Below are 13,618 nucleotides of genomic sequence, written 5' to 3'. Positions count from 1 at the left end.
CTTAGGGCTATAATCTCAGGCTTTGCTGGCAATCCTCCGTCTGCCAAATACTAGTTCGTGACGGGGACCCCGCCGAAACTGCTTGTAAGGGCTCGATCTTCCCTTTCAATGTCAGTCGGCATAATTTGGAAACACTGAAATCCATGACCACCATTCGCGTGAAAGAAAACGAGCCGTTTGACGTAGCACTTCGCCGCTTCAAGCGCACCATTGAAAAACTCGGTCTGTTGACCGACTTGCGTGCCCGTGAGTTTTATGAAAAACCCACCACAGAACGTAAGCGCAAAAAAGCGGCCGCCGTCAAGCGCCACTACAAGCGCGTGCGCAGCATGCAATTGCCCAAGAAGCTGTACTAAGTACATCGCTTCATTCAAAGCTTCTTACCAGGCTTTGAAATCGCGAAGTCCTCATGCATCATGGGGACCAAGCAAGCCCGCTGGAGGACGCTCAAGCGGGTTTTTTTTTAAGTATCGTTGGCGCTACCAGCAGCCTACCCTTCAGGAGTCACCATGAGCCTCAAAGACCAAATCACCGAAGACATGAAAACCGCCATGCGTGCCAAAGACACGGCGCGCTTGGGCACCATTCGCTTGTTGCTTTCAGCCATGAAGCAAAAAGAGGTGGATGAGCGCGTGGTGTTGGACGATGCTGCTGTGGTGGCCATCGTAGACAAGTTGGTCAAGCAGCGCAAAGACTCTATTGCCGCCTTCGAGCAAGCCGCTCGCCAAGACTTGGTCGACATTGAACAAGCTGAGATGGTGGTGTTGCAAGCCTATTTGCCAGCCCGCATGTCTGCAGAAGAAGTGACTGCTGCCGTTCAAGCCATCGTGGCCTCATTGGGCGCAAAAGGCCCTGGCGACATGGGCAAAGTCATGGGCGCCGTCAAAACCCAACTGGCCGGCAAAGCCGACATGGGCCAAGTCTCCGCCGCCGTCAAAGCCGCCCTCGCCGGATAACTTCTTAATTGGGGGGATTTAATTGGGGTCAGATCAACATAAATTTGGTCAATCAAAGGGGCTAAAGCCTAAGGGGGGCTGAACGATTTCTGGTACTCCAGTATGAGGAAGCCCCCCTTAGGCTTTAGCCCCTTTGATTGGAAATTAATGTTGATCTGACCCCAATTAAATTTCAGCTACCGGCAACCTTCATACGGTTGATCAGTACAGATCCCAAAGTTTTGGCGCCGTAGTTGTAGGTGTCAGCGCCAATGGCGTCGATGCCTTTGAACATGGTTTTCAAATTGCCGGCAATGGTAATTTCGTGAACTGGGAAAGCAATCTCACCGTTCTCTACCCAGAAGCCTGATGCGCCGCGTGAATAGTCGCCTGTGACGTAATTCACGCCCTGCCCCATCAACTCAATCACAAACAAACCTGTACCCAGTTTTTGGAGCATGGCTTTCAAATCGTCGCTTGAGCGCGTGAGTTTGGATGACATCACCAAGTTGTGTGAACCGCCAGCATTGCCCGTAGTTTTCATGCCCAGCTTGCGCGCGGAATAGGTACTCAAGAAGTAGCCCTCAACGCGTCCGCCTGACACCACTTTGCGCTTGGCGCTTCGCACACCCTCATCATCAAAAGGTGAGCTGCCTTTACCGCGCAACACATGCGGGTCTTCCAAAATATCAATGTGTTTTGGAAATACAGGTTTGCCCATCGAGTCCACCAAGAAACTGGTTTTGCGATACAAAGAACCACCGCTGACGGCCTGAACGAAACCGCCTAAAAGGCCTGCTGCCACGGGGGACTCGAACAACACAGGGCATTCAATTGTGGGAATTTTGCGGCTGCCCAATCGGCTTAAAGCACGCTCAGCGGCATACCGACCCACCGCCTCAGGCGATGCCATTTGATCGGCCGAGCGCATGGATGTGAACCAGGCATCGCGCTGCATTTCTGCATTTTTGCCGGGCAATGCAGCGATGGGCGCCACCGACATGCTGTGCCTTGAACTGGCATAGCCCCCCCTAAAACCGTGGGTGTGGGCACTGAAGAAATGACTTTGCTGCGCGGATATGCCAGCACCTTCGCTGTTGGTGATTCGGCGACTGGTTTTCAAGGCGGCTTCTTCACAAGCCAATGCCAGCTTGGCAGCTTCCTCGCTGTTGATGGTCCAAGGATGGAATAAATCCAACTCGGGTTGATCCTTGGCAATGTCTTCCTCATCAGGCAAACCTGCGGTTGGATCTTCGGCTGTAAAACGCGCGATGTCGTAAGCAGCTTGCACTGTTTGCTGAATGGCCGCCTCGGAAAAGTCGGAGGTGCTTGCATTGCCGCGGCGATGACCCACATACACCGTGACGCCCAAAGACTTGTCGCGATTGCGCTCCACAGTCTCCAATTCACCCTTGCGCACACTGACACTGAGGCCGCAACCTTCAGAAGCTTCTGCACCCGCATCGGTGGCGCCGATCTTTTTGGCGTGTTTCAGGGCAGAATCAACCAATCCCTCGAAATAGTTGCGGCTATAGCTGAAACCGTCGTTGGCCTGTGCGTTCAATGCCTGGGTGGATGCCTTGGTTTTTTTTGTCATGGGGGTCGGATTCTTCAAAACGGTCAATTATTTAAAATTCTAAGTGACGGCTATGATACTTGCCGTCCCGTACAAAGGTTTCAGCGCGCACATGTCCCGTAAATTCAAAAAAGGTTATTTTGTTCAAGGTCAATTTGTTGCCGAAGGCAGCGAGTTAGACCTTGAGCTCAAACGCGAACTCAAGGGCGGTACCGATGAGCCTAGTCGCACCGAGTTAAAGCGCGAAAGCGACGAACTGCAAAAGCTGGGCGAAAGTTTGCTGACTCTGCGTGCCGACCTGATGGCCAAAGTGGATTTGCCAGAAAAACTGGTGGAAGCCGTGGCCGAAGCCAAACGCATCACCAACTTTGAAGGCAAACGCCGGCAAATGCAATTCATTGGCAAGCTGATGCGCAAATTGGATGAAGATGCCGTTGAAGGTGTGCGCGCTGCCCTGCTAGAACAAAGCCAAGGCTCTGCGCAAGAAACATTGCAACTGCATTTGGCTGAGCAATGGCGCGACCGACTGATCAAAGACGACGATGCTTGTGGTGAATGGTTGAAAAGTTTTCCTGGCACCGACTGTCAACAATTGCGCGCGCTCATTCGACAAGCTCGCAAAGACGCACCGGCCGTGTCTGCCGCCACCGTGTCGCAAGGCATAGCGCCCCGCCAGAGTCGCGCCTACCGTGAAATTTTTCAATTGGTGCGCGCTGAAATGGGCAACGCCCAAGGCGGCAACACAGAAAACGCAGAGAACTCAGACACTGACGATCTCGACGAAGACAACTAACTTCAAACCTAATTTTTAACTTCTGCAAACATGTCATCGCTTCACGACCCCGTCAAAATAGGCATCGTCTCTATCAGTGACCGCGCCAGCACAGGCGTATACGAAGACAAAGGCTTACCTGCCCTGCAGACTTGGCTCACACAAGCCTTGAAGAACCCTTTGCAATTTGAAGCACGGCTGATCCCTGACGAAAAAGAGCGCATCAGTGCCACACTGGTTGAGTTGGTCGATGCAGGTTGCAGCTTGGTGCTAACCACGGGCGGCACAGGCCCCGCCATTCGCGACGTTACCCCCGAGGCTACCTTGGCCATTGCCGACAAAGAAATGCCAGGCTTTGGTGAGCAGATGCGTCAGATCAGTTTGAAGTTTGTACCCACGGCTATTTTGTCGCGCCAAGTAGCGGTCATTCGCGGTCAAAGTTTGATCATCAATTTGCCGGGCCAGCCCAAGTCGATTGCCGAAACACTGGAAGGTTTGAAAGACAGCCAAGGTCAAAGTGTGGTGCACGGTATTTTTGCAGCCGTGCCTTATTGCATAGATTTGATTGGCGGCCCTTACCTTGAAACCAACGACGAGGTTTGCAAGGCGTTCAGGCCCAAGACGGCCATTCGTCCACCCAAAGCCTAAAACAAACAACGTACAGGCTCAGGCGCCTTACTTGCCCACCAACTGATTGAGCTTTTCAGCCTCAAAAGTTTCACGTTTGGCCGCATCGCCTGGCATTTGAATGCCCTGAGCATTGCCCTGGTTGGCATTCATTTTTTCCAAGGCTTGCCACAGCATGGCAATTTGGTGTTCTTGGCTGGATGCGTTGTCAATCAAGCCGCGCATGGCTTGCGACAATGGATCGTCGTTTTGCGTCACACCATAAGCTGAAAAACCCATCTTGGAAGCCGTAGCCTCCCGCTGAACATCGGCTTCTTCTTGAATGATTCGCGCTGGATTACCAACCGCAGTAGCACCCGCGGGCACCGGCTTGGTCACCACAGCGTTGGAGCCTACTTTGGCGCCATCGCCCACTGTAAACCCGCCCAATACTTTGGCGCCAGCGCCAATCACCACATTTTTTCCCAATGTAGGGTGCCGCTTCTCACCTTTGTAGAGCGATGTACCGCCCAAGGTAACGCCGTGATAAACAGTGCAACCATCGCCAATTTCGGCTGTCTCACCAATCACGATGCCCATGCCGTGATCAAAAAACACCCGCTCACCCAGCTTGGCACCGGGATGAATTTCGATGCCTGTGACCCAGCGGGAAAAATTAGAAATGAATCGCGCCAACCACTTGAAGCCCGAGCGCCAGCAAGCGTGGGCCCAACGGTGCATGACGACCGCGTGCAATCCGGGATAACAAGTCAAAACCTCCCAAGCTGTGCGCGCAGCGGGGTCTCGGTCAAGAATGCATTGAATGTCGGAATGAAGGCGTGAAAACATAAGCTGGTGTATTTTTGCCTAGTCTACCTTTTTGCTTGGGCGGTTTCGATCATGGCCTTAGCAACACCTCTCAAAATATGGATTTCTTCGGGGGTCAAGTTGGCGCGATTAAATAGCTGGTTCAGGCGCGGCATGAGTTTTTTAGGCGCTGCAGGATCTAGAAAACCAATCTCGACCAAGGCTCGTTGCAAGTGCACCAACATGCCGGAAACCTGCTCGGCATCGGCCAATGAAGATTCGGCCACCGGCGACGCCACCGGAAATCCACCCAAAGCCAAGCGCCATTCATACGCCACAAGCTGTAGCGCAGCCGCTAAATTCAAAGAACCAAACTGCGGATTGGTCGGAATCGACAGCGCCACATGGCATTTGTAGACATCCTCGTTTTTCATGCCAAAACGTTCAGAACCAAACAAGAAACCGATGGAAGAAATGGGTTCGGCGGGTTTTGCAGAATCTGGTGCAGCCTGAACCAGGGGTCGACCCAACACAAGCTCAAAATGTTCCCTAGGCGAGCGCGTCGGCGGTCCAAAATCGCGAGGCGTCATGGCCGTGGCGCACAAATGTGAAATGCCATCTAGCGCCTCTTCCAAGTTGTCCACAATGCGCGTTTTGTCGAGCACATCGTTGGCGCCACTGGCCCTTTGAATGGTCTCTTCCTTGCGCAGCACATTGGCATAACGCGGTGCCACCAGCACCATTTCATCAAAACCCATGACTTTCAAAGCACGGGCGGCCGCCCCCACATTGCCGGGGTGGCTGGTTTCAATCAAGATAAATCGGGTACGCATAGGCGACATTGTCCCAGACCCTGTCGCCTCAAAATGGCCAAAAACCTGAGGAACTGGTTCGTAGCCCTGTAATTTCATGGGAAAATGCGTCATTCGCCTCGGTCATCGCACTGTGGACCTCCGTTTTTGCTCTTAAAAATTCATGTCGACCAATCTCCACCCCATGCTCAACGTAGCCGTCAAGGCTGCACGCGCCGCAGGCGCCATCATCAACCGTGCCGCCCTGGACGTGGAGGCAGTTCGAATTTCGCAAAAACAAGTGAACGATTTCGTGACCGAAGTCGACTTGGCCAGCGAAAACGCCATCATCGAAACCTTGCTGACGGCCTACCCGCATCACGGCATCTTGGCCGAAGAGTCTGGCAAAACACACGGCAACCCCGACGCCGACCACGTTTGGATCATCGACCCTCTCGATGGCACCACCAACTTCATCCATGGCTTCCCTGTTTATTGCGTCAGCATTGCGCTGGCCGTCAATGGCAAAGTCGAACAAGCTGTGGTGTATGACCCCTCACGCAACGATTTGTTCACAGCCACCAAAGGCCGCGGCGCGTACATGAACGACCGACGTCTGCGCACCAGCAAGCGCACGCAAATGCACGAATGTCTGATTTCCACAGGCTTCCCTTTCCGCCCCGGTGACAACTTCAACCAGTACCTGCGCATGATGGGCGACGTGATGCAACGCACAGCGGGTCTGCGCCGTCCAGGCGCTGCCGCTTTGGACTTGGCCTATGTGGCCGCTGGCTTTACAGATGCTTTCTTTGAAACCGGCCTGCAGATTTGGGATGTGGCAGCGGGCTCCTTGTTGGTGACCGAAGCTGGCGGCTTGGTGGGCAACTTCACAGGTGAAGCCGATTTCTTGGATCAAAAGGAATGCTTGGCTGGCACACCCAAAATTTACGGACAGCTGGTGCCTATTCTGAGCAAGTACAGCAAGTTTGCCAGTGCTGGCGAGAAGGCGTCTGTGCGCGCTGCCGATGCCAAAGATGCAGAGGCCAAACAAGCCGACTCAGACTCAACGGACAGCCCTTTTTAAGCCATGACAGACGCGCTCGACCTGAGTGCCCACACCCCCATGATGCAGCAGTATCTGCGCATCAAGGCGGAGTTTCCTGACACCCTGGTTTTTTACCGGATGGGTGACTTTTACGAAATGTTCTTTGAAGACGCCGAGCGTGCGGCCGGCCTCATGGACATCACCCTGACGCATCGCGGTCAAACCGCCGGCAAACCCATTGCCATGGCGGGTGTGCCGTTTCACTCTGTCGAAAACTACTTGGCCAAGCTTATTAAGCTGGGCGAATCCGTCGCCATCTGCGAACAAGTAGGCGATGTCGCCACCAGCAAGGGCCCCGTCGAACGCAAAGTGGTGAGGGTCGTCACCCCCGGCACGCTCACCGACACCGAATTGTTGTCTGACAAAAGCGAAGCCATTTTGTTGTCACTGCACATTGCACCGCGCAATGCGTGTGGCTTGGCTTGGCTCAGCGTGACCCAAGGTGTGTTGCATTTGGCTGAATGCACGCACGACGAATTGGCCGATTGGTTGGAACGTATTGCACCCAGCGAATTGTTGGTCAGCGCCAGCATCACGCCCAAATGGGAACAGCAACTTCAATCGATGCGCTTGGGTCAACGTGGCCTGTCTCTGTCGCTCACTTTGCGCCCCGACTTTCAATACGACGCTGGCTTGGGTCATGGCAAGCTCATCAAACAACTCAATGTGGCCAGCTTGGCCGCATGGGATGCCGACAAGCTTGCCCAAGCGCATGCAGCGGCGGGCGCACTGCTCACGTACGCAGAACACACCCAAGGCAGAACGCTGCCGCACGTGTCGCAACTCAAAGTGCAAAAGGCCAATGATCTCATTGACCTCCCTACCAGCACGCGCCGTAATCTAGAACTCACGCAAACATTGCGCGGTGAAGATTCACCGACTCTTTTTTCTTTGCTCGATACCTGCATGACAGGCATGGGCAGCCGTCAACTCAAGCAGTGGCTGCTGAACCCACCCCGAGATCGTCAAATTGCCGTTGACAGACTGGCCGCCATTGACCAGTTGAATGACAACAGTGCTTCGGCACAAAGCGGTATTGCAATTTGGTCGCGCTTAAGAGAGCAACTCAAAGGCGCCAGCGATGTAGAGCGCATCACAGCGCGCATTGCGCTCAGGCAAGTTCGTCCGCGTGAATTGGTCGCGCTTAAAAACGCCCTCATCCGCTCGGCCAACTTGGCGCTTCATTTGCAACAAACGCTGGGCCACTTGTCGCCCACCAAGTTGTTGCATGACATCCATTTCGATTTGCAACCGCCAGCTGGTCTCACAGAAATATTGCAACAAGCGCTCTTGGAAGAGCCGGCCAATTTGATACGCGATGGCGGCGTCATGGCCCATGGCTTAGATGCAGAGTTAGATGAACTTCGCGCCATTCAAACCAATTGCGATGACTTCCTGTTGGAATTGGAAACCCGCGAAAAAGCGCGCACGGGCATTGCCAATTTGCGGGTGCAATTCAACAAGGTCCACGGTTTCTACATTGAGGTAACCCAAGGCCAAATTGACAAAGTGCCCGACGACTACCGTCGCCGTCAAACCTTGAAAAATGCCGAGCGCTTCATCACGCCCGAGCTCAAAGCCTTTGAAGACAAAGCCTTGTCTGCGCAAGAACGCGCACTGGCCCGCGAAAAATATTTGTACGAGCTTTTGCTCGACCAATTGCAAATCCACATTCAAGCGCTCACCAAATTGGCGCAAGCCATGGCGCAGCTTGACGCGCTGTGCACCCTCACCGAGCGAGCCAACACGCTCAATTGGTGCGCCCCACAATTTGCCAAAGAACCCTGCATAGAAATCAGGCAAGGCCGTCACCCCGTGGTGGAAGCTCGCTTGGCCGAAACCTCAGGCGGCAGCTTCATTGCCAACGATTGTCTGATGCACAGCAAGCAGCGTTTGCAAATCATCACCGGCCCCAATATGGGCGGTAAGTCGACGTACATGCGCCAGGTGGCATTGATTGTGCTTTTAGCCAGCATTGGCAGTCATGTGCCCGCCAGCAGTTGCAGGCTGGGGCCCATAGATGCCATCCACACCCGCATCGGCGCGGCCGATGACTTGGCCAATGCCCAATCAACTTTCATGTTGGAGATGACTGAAGCCGCTCAAATTTTGCACAGTGCCACACCTTTGTCCTTGGTGCTGATGGACGAAATTGGCCGTGGCACTTCCACCTTTGATGGCTTGGCCTTGGCCAGTGGCATTGCCACGCACCTGCACGACAAAACACAAGCCTTCGCGCTGTTTGCCACGCACTACTTCGAGTTGACCGAGTTTCCTGCGACCCACCACGCCGCACTGAACATGCACGTAGGCGCGACAGAATCGGGCAACGACATTGTGTTCCTGCACGAGCTTCAAGCTGGCCCTGCCAGCAAAAGTTATGGCGTTCAAGTTGCTAGGTTGGCGGGCATGCCGACTGGCGTACTGAATCATGCAAGACACACACTCAGCGCGCTTGAAGCAGACGCCAACGAAAACCGCGTTCAAGTGGATTTGTTTGCACCACCCCCAGAAACAGAACACACCGGCCCCTCGCCACTCGAATCTGCTTTAAACCAAATTGACCCAGACGCGCTCAGCCCCCGCGAAGCTTTAGAGGCTTTGTACAGTCTTAAGCGCGTCATGAAGCGATCTGAAAATTAAATCCTTGACCTAGGAAATCTGATGACTTATTGCGTTGCCATCAAAACACGAGCCGGTTTGGTTTTCTTATCCGACTCTCGCACCAATGCCGGGCTAGACATGATCAGCACTTACCGCAAGATGATCATTTATGAAAAGAAAGGCGACCGTTTCATGGTCTTGCTTTCTGCCGGCAATCTCAGTATTTCGCAGTCTGTGCGCGAAATGCTCCAAGTTGAAAAAATCATCGATCACCCTGATGCCGAACCGATCACCATCTGGAATGCCAAAAGCATGTTTGATGCTGCCCGTGTTTTGGGCGCGGCCGTTCGACATGTGCATGAGCGAGATGCGGCCGCCCTCAAAGCCGGTGGCGTTGACTTCAATGTGTCCATGATTTTTGGGGGCCAAATTGCGGGCGAAGGCATGCGTCTTTACCAAATTTACTCGCCAGGCAATTTCATTGAAGCCACCGCAGAAACGCCCTACTTCCAAATTGGTGAATCCAAGTACGGCAAGCCTGTTTTAGATCGCGTCATTACACCCCTGACGCCACTGGATGAAGCCGCCAAATGTGCCTTGGTGTCCATGGACTCCACACTCAAGTCCAACCTCTCTGTCGGGCTGCCTTTAGACATGGTGGTTTATGAAGCCGACAAGTTGGAGAGCGATCGCATTGTTTGCATTGACGAACAAAACCCCTACTTCAACATGCTGCGCGACAACTGGGGTAAAAAACTCCGGGAGATGTTTGACAGTCTGGAAGATCCCGTTTGGAACGGCGATGCCACCGACATTCCATTGAAAAAGATTGGTAAACATTCGCCCCTCAAGAAAATTTCGACGCCTGAAGAAAAACTGATCTGATGGCCAGCGTCATCTTCTCCCATGGCAACGGATTTCCTGCCAGCACCTATCGCAGTTTCACCAATGATTTGGTACGGCGCGGCTTCAAGGTCAAGTCCATCGAGAAATTGGGCCATCAAGCCCAATTTCCAGTCACCAGCAACTGGCCCCATTTGGTGCAGGAGTTGGCAGACTTTGCCCAACAAAGCATGAATGAAACAGGTGAGACGCCTTACTTGGTGGGGCACTCGCTGGGCGGCTTGTTGAGTTTGATGTGTGCATCTAAGCACCCCAAATTAAGTGCTGGCGTGGTGTTGCTCGATTCACCTGTGGTAGGTGGCTGGAAGGCCAGTGCCCTGCAATTGGCCAAGAAAACCAATTGGATTGGGTCGATGAGCCCGGGTCGAATTAGCCAATCACGCAGACAACATTGGCCCGATGTGGACGCCGTCATCGCCCATTTTCAGCACAAGCGTGCTTTCTCACATTGGCATCCCGATGCCCTTAGAGACTATGCCGAGCATGGGACGGTAGAAGAAAATGGGCAACGCATCTTGAGTTTTAACAGAGCCATCGAGACGGCCATCTACAACACTTTGCCGCACAATTTGCCATCACTCCTGAAGCGTCATCCTTTGAAATGCAGTGTGGCTTTTGTAGGCGGCACACGCTCTAGAGAAATGCGTTTGGTTGGCTCGGACTTAACCGACAAAGTGTCAAAGGGCCGCGTGACATGGCTAGATGGCTCGCATTTGTTCCCCATGGAAAAGCCTCAGACCACAGCGGCCGCTGTAGAAGCGGCGCTGCGTAATTTGGGTGCGATGCCCGTTTAAGGGCGGCTTATGCGGACCAGTTGACCACGCCAGTCCAGGCTGTTGCCAAAACCACCAAGCCAAACACAATTCGATACCACGCAAAAACTTCAAAGCTGTGGCTGGCGATGTACTTCAGCAACCAGCGAACGCAAATCCAGGCGCTGATAAATGAGACCACCAAGCCCGTGGCAAACATGGGAATGTCTTCCACCGACAATAGCGCTCTCTCTTTGTAGAGGCTGTAAACCCCTGCCCCAATGAGCGTCGGTATGGCCAAGAAAAAAGAAAAGTCTGTGGCAGCCTTGCGCGACAAGCCCAGCAACATACCGCCAATGATGGTGGCACCGCTTCGGCTGGTACCGGGCACCATGGCAAAGCACTGGACCAAACCCACCATGAGGGCATCGCGACCGCGCATGTCTTCAACGGCCCGAATTCGAACGCTAGAAGGGGGCCGTCTTTCGGCCCACAAAATAATGAACCCGCCCACAATGAATGTGGTGGCCACCACCCATGGCGTGAACAGGTGCTCTTTGATGAGCTTGCCAAACAACAAACCCAGGACCACTGCAGGCAAAAACCCAATGAAGACATTGAGAACAAAACGCTGCGCCTCTGCTTGATAAGGCAAGGCTTTGACGGTGTCTGAAATTTTTTGCCAGTAGACCAAAATGACGGCAAAGATCGCGCCAGTTTGGATGGCGATGTCAAAGACCTTGGCTTTGTCGTCGTCAAAGCCCAAAAGCGCACCGGCCAAAATGAGATGGCCCGTTGATGAGATGGGTAAAAATTCGGTCAGGCCCTCAACCACACCCATCACAGCGGCTTTGGCCAACAACATTAAATCCACCGAGACTCCTTGAAGATCTGCCAATTATCGCTCTTGAAAGGGCCTAAAATCATGTCATGAGCACAGCCAACGTCAAAGCCAATTCATCGGGCACCCCTGAGGATGCACCCAAGGTCAGTAATTTTTTGCGCCAAATCATTGAATCTGATTTGGCCCACGGCACCTACGCTCAACGCCAATGGGCTGGCTCACCAGGCGATGCAGCGCACCATGCCAGCGGCAACCCCGATCCCGCCAAAATTCGCACCCGCTTTCCGCCCGAACCCAATGGCTACTTGCATGTAGGACATGCCAAGAGCATTTGCCTCAATTTTGGTCTGGCCCGCGATTATGGCGGTGTCTGCCACATGCGCTTTGACGATACCAATCCTGAAAAAGAAGACACCGAATACGTCAATTCCATTTTGGATGCCGTTCAGTGGCTTGGCTTCAATTGGGATGCCAACGGCACATCGCACCTTTACCAGGCCAGCGACTATTTTGATTTCATGTACCGTGCTGCTGAGCACTTGATTCAAGCCGGCCTGGCTTATGTTGACGAGCAGAGTCCCGAAGACATGCGCCTCAACCGCGGCGACTTCAACACCCCAGGCAAAGACAGCCCCTTCAGAGCCCGAACTCCCGCAGAAAACTTAAGCCGTTTTCGGGAAATGCGCGATGGCCAATTGGCAGACGGCGCTGCCGTGCTTCGCGCCAAAATTGACATGGCCTCGCCCAACATCAACATGCGCGATCCGGCCATCTACCGCATTCGCCGCGCGACGCATCACAACACGGGCGACACTTGGTGCATCTATCCGATGTACACCTTTGCACACCCCATCGAAGACGCGCTCGAGCAAATTACGCACAGTATTTGCACCTTGGAATTTGAAGACCAGCGTCCGTTTTACGATTGGTTGATGGCGCGCTTGAGTGAATCACACACCTTGGCAGATGGCACACAACTCAGCGCCCTGCTGGCAGCGCCTAGCCCCAAGCAATATGAATTTGCCAGGCTCAACCTCACCTATGTCATTACCAGCAAACGCAAGTTGGCACAGCTGGTCAATGAAGGCAAGGTCAATGGCTGGGACGATCCCCGCATGCCCACCATCGTGGGTTTGCGCAGGCGTGGCTACACACCCGAAAGCTTGCAATTATTTGCAGAGCGCATTGGCGTGACCAAAAGCGATTCTTGGATTGACTACAGCACCCTAGAGGGTTGCTTGCGCGACGATCTCGACCCCAAAGCAGCGCGTGCCATGGCTGTGCTGGACCCCATCCAACTCACCATCACCAACTGGGACGAACTCATGGGAGAAGGCGCATTGGACAACTGCCATGCACCGGTTCATCCGCACCATGCCGAATGGGGCCAACGCCATTTCAAATTTGGCAAACAGCTTTGGATTGAACGCACCGATTACGAAGAAGTACCCAGCAAAGGCTTCTTCCGCTTATTCCCTGGCAACAAGGTTCGCTTGAAATACGGACACGTGATTGAATGCACGGGTGCCAACAAAGATGCCAATGGTCAGATAACCGAGGTATTGGCGCAGCTCATTCCAGATACCAAAAGCGGCACACCTGGCTCTGACAGCGTCAAGGTGAAAGGCGTGATCACTTGGGTCTCGCAAGCTGACGCCATCAAAGCCGAAGTGCGTTTGTACGATCGCTTGTTTTCTGAGGCCAACCCAGACGCAGGCGGTAAAGACTTTTTGGCCAGCCTAAACCCTAGCAGCCTCAAAGTGATCGAAGCTTATGTTGAGCCCTCATTGGCCAACAGCAAGCCCGATGACAAGTTTCAATTTGAGCGCCATGGCTACTTTGTGGCCGACCGCATCGACCACACTGGCACCAAGCCCGTGTTCAACCGAAGCACGGGCTTGAAAGACACTTGGAGCAAGTGAT

13 protein-coding genes are annotated in these 13,618 nt (G+C 53.6%); 9 read left to right on the top strand and 4 right to left on the bottom strand.

The features are described 5' to 3' along the window. Positions 1 to 143: 143 nt before the first annotated feature. On the top strand, positions 144 to 356 hold the full coding sequence (gene rpsU, locus AMM03_RS09890) for a 30S ribosomal protein S21 (protein ID WP_053175654.1): 213 nt from the start codon (positions 144 to 146) through the stop codon (positions 354 to 356). Positions 357 to 509: 153 nt separating this feature from the next. Next, positions 510 to 956 carry a GatB/YqeY domain-containing protein gene (locus tag AMM03_RS09885; protein WP_090131556.1) on the top strand — a complete coding sequence of 149 codons (447 nt, stop codon included), beginning with the start codon at positions 510 to 512 and terminating at the stop codon, positions 954 to 956. Between the two features lie 172 nt (positions 957 to 1,128). Here AMM03_RS09885 and pmbA read toward each other — a convergent pair whose 3' ends face one another. Then, positions 1,129 to 2,532, bottom strand: a complete 1,404-nt coding sequence (gene pmbA, locus AMM03_RS09880; protein ID WP_090131116.1) for a metalloprotease PmbA — start codon at positions 2,530 to 2,532, stop codon at positions 1,129 to 1,131. A gap of 91 nt (positions 2,533 to 2,623) precedes the next feature. On the opposite strand from pmbA, the gene yjgA reads away from it, so the two are divergent. Next, positions 2,624 to 3,304 (top strand): ribosome biogenesis factor YjgA, encoded by a 681-nt coding sequence (gene yjgA, locus AMM03_RS09875; protein WP_090131555.1) that lies wholly within the window; start codon positions 2,624 to 2,626, stop codon positions 3,302 to 3,304. A gap of 30 nt (positions 3,305 to 3,334) precedes the next feature. Beyond that, positions 3,335 to 3,931: a molybdopterin adenylyltransferase gene (gene mog / locus AMM03_RS09870; RefSeq protein WP_090131114.1), complete on the top strand. Its 597-nt coding sequence runs from the start codon at positions 3,335 to 3,337 to the stop codon at positions 3,929 to 3,931. A 27-nt stretch (positions 3,932 to 3,958) separates the two neighbouring features. On the opposite strand, the gene cysE is transcribed toward mog, so the two are convergent. Next, the gene (gene cysE, locus AMM03_RS09865; protein WP_090131112.1) at positions 3,959 to 4,738 is read right to left on the bottom strand and encodes a serine O-acetyltransferase; all 780 of its coding nucleotides are present in this window, start codon (positions 4,736 to 4,738) and stop codon (positions 3,959 to 3,961) included. A 23-nt stretch (positions 4,739 to 4,761) separates the two neighbouring features. Further along, positions 4,762 to 5,529, bottom strand: a complete 768-nt coding sequence (locus tag AMM03_RS09860; RefSeq protein ID WP_090131553.1) for an RNA methyltransferase — start codon at positions 5,527 to 5,529, stop codon at positions 4,762 to 4,764. 142 nt (positions 5,530 to 5,671) lie between these two features. Between AMM03_RS09860 and AMM03_RS09855 the strand changes: the two genes are divergently transcribed. Genes AMM03_RS09855 through AMM03_RS09840 form a run of 4 tightly spaced genes read left to right on the top strand, consistent with a single transcriptional unit; the run spans position 5,672 to position 10,893 of the window. Then, positions 5,672 to 6,571, top strand: a complete 900-nt coding sequence (locus AMM03_RS09855) for an inositol monophosphatase family protein (protein ID WP_090131110.1) — start codon at positions 5,672 to 5,674, stop codon at positions 6,569 to 6,571. 3 nt (positions 6,572 to 6,574) lie between these two features. After that, a complete protein-coding gene (mutS, locus tag AMM03_RS09850) occupies positions 6,575 to 9,235 on the top strand; it encodes a DNA mismatch repair protein MutS (RefSeq protein WP_090131108.1) in 2,661 nt (886 codons plus the stop codon). A gap of 21 nt (positions 9,236 to 9,256) precedes the next feature. Continuing rightward, a complete protein-coding gene (locus tag AMM03_RS09845; protein ID WP_090131106.1) occupies positions 9,257 to 10,081 on the top strand; it encodes a proteasome-type protease in 825 nt (274 codons plus the stop codon). After that, positions 10,081 to 10,893 (top strand): alpha/beta fold hydrolase, encoded by an 813-nt coding sequence (locus tag AMM03_RS09840; protein WP_090131104.1) that lies wholly within the window; start codon positions 10,081 to 10,083, stop codon positions 10,891 to 10,893. Before AMM03_RS09845 ends, AMM03_RS09840 begins: the two co-directional genes overlap by 1 nt. 7 nt (positions 10,894 to 10,900) lie before the next feature. Here AMM03_RS09840 and AMM03_RS09835 read toward each other — a convergent pair whose 3' ends face one another. Beyond that, positions 10,901 to 11,725, bottom strand: coding sequence for an undecaprenyl-diphosphate phosphatase (locus AMM03_RS09835; protein ID WP_090131102.1), 825 nt, complete (start codon positions 11,723 to 11,725; stop codon positions 10,901 to 10,903). 56 nt (positions 11,726 to 11,781) lie between these two features. Here AMM03_RS09835 and AMM03_RS09830 point away from each other — a divergent pair, with 56 nt between their 5' ends. After that, positions 11,782 to 13,617 (top strand): glutamine--tRNA ligase/YqeY domain fusion protein, encoded by a 1,836-nt coding sequence (locus AMM03_RS09830; protein WP_090131100.1) that lies wholly within the window; start codon positions 11,782 to 11,784, stop codon positions 13,615 to 13,617. Position 13,618 lies beyond the last annotated feature (1 nt).

This window comes from Limnohabitans sp. Rim11 (genome assembly GCF_001269365.1).
Taxonomy (GTDB): domain Bacteria; phylum Pseudomonadota; class Gammaproteobacteria; order Burkholderiales; family Burkholderiaceae_C; genus Limnohabitans_A.
This window is presented reverse-complemented; position numbering and strand designations above follow the sequence as displayed.

Excerpts from the sequence above, each read along its gene's own strand:
- AMM03_RS09855 (WP_090131110.1), top strand. The coding sequence starts at position 5,672 with ATGTCGACCAATCTCCACCCCATGCTCAACGTAGCCGTCAAGGCTGCA.
- AMM03_RS09860 (WP_090131553.1), bottom strand. The coding sequence starts at position 5,529 with ATGCGTACCCGATTTATCTTGATTGAAACCAGCCACCCCGGCAATGTG.
- mog (WP_090131114.1), top strand. The coding sequence starts at position 3,335 with ATGTCATCGCTTCACGACCCCGTCAAAATAGGCATCGTCTCTATCAGT.
- pmbA (WP_090131116.1), bottom strand. The coding sequence starts at position 2,532 with ATGACAAAAAAAACCAAGGCATCCACCCAGGCATTGAACGCACAGGCC.
- AMM03_RS09885 (WP_090131556.1), top strand. The coding sequence starts at position 510 with ATGAGCCTCAAAGACCAAATCACCGAAGACATGAAAACCGCCATGCGT.
- AMM03_RS09845 (WP_090131106.1), top strand. The coding sequence starts at position 9,257 with ATGACTTATTGCGTTGCCATCAAAACACGAGCCGGTTTGGTTTTCTTA.
- mutS (WP_090131108.1), top strand. The coding sequence starts at position 6,575 with ATGACAGACGCGCTCGACCTGAGTGCCCACACCCCCATGATGCAGCAG.
- AMM03_RS09830 (WP_090131100.1), top strand. The coding sequence starts at position 11,782 with ATGAGCACAGCCAACGTCAAAGCCAATTCATCGGGCACCCCTGAGGAT.
- yjgA (WP_090131555.1), top strand. The coding sequence starts at position 2,624 with ATGTCCCGTAAATTCAAAAAAGGTTATTTTGTTCAAGGTCAATTTGTT.
- cysE (WP_090131112.1), bottom strand. The coding sequence starts at position 4,738 with ATGTTTTCACGCCTTCATTCCGACATTCAATGCATTCTTGACCGAGAC.
- AMM03_RS09840 (WP_090131104.1), top strand. The coding sequence starts at position 10,081 with ATGGCCAGCGTCATCTTCTCCCATGGCAACGGATTTCCTGCCAGCACC.
- rpsU (WP_053175654.1), top strand. The coding sequence starts at position 144 with ATGACCACCATTCGCGTGAAAGAAAACGAGCCGTTTGACGTAGCACTT.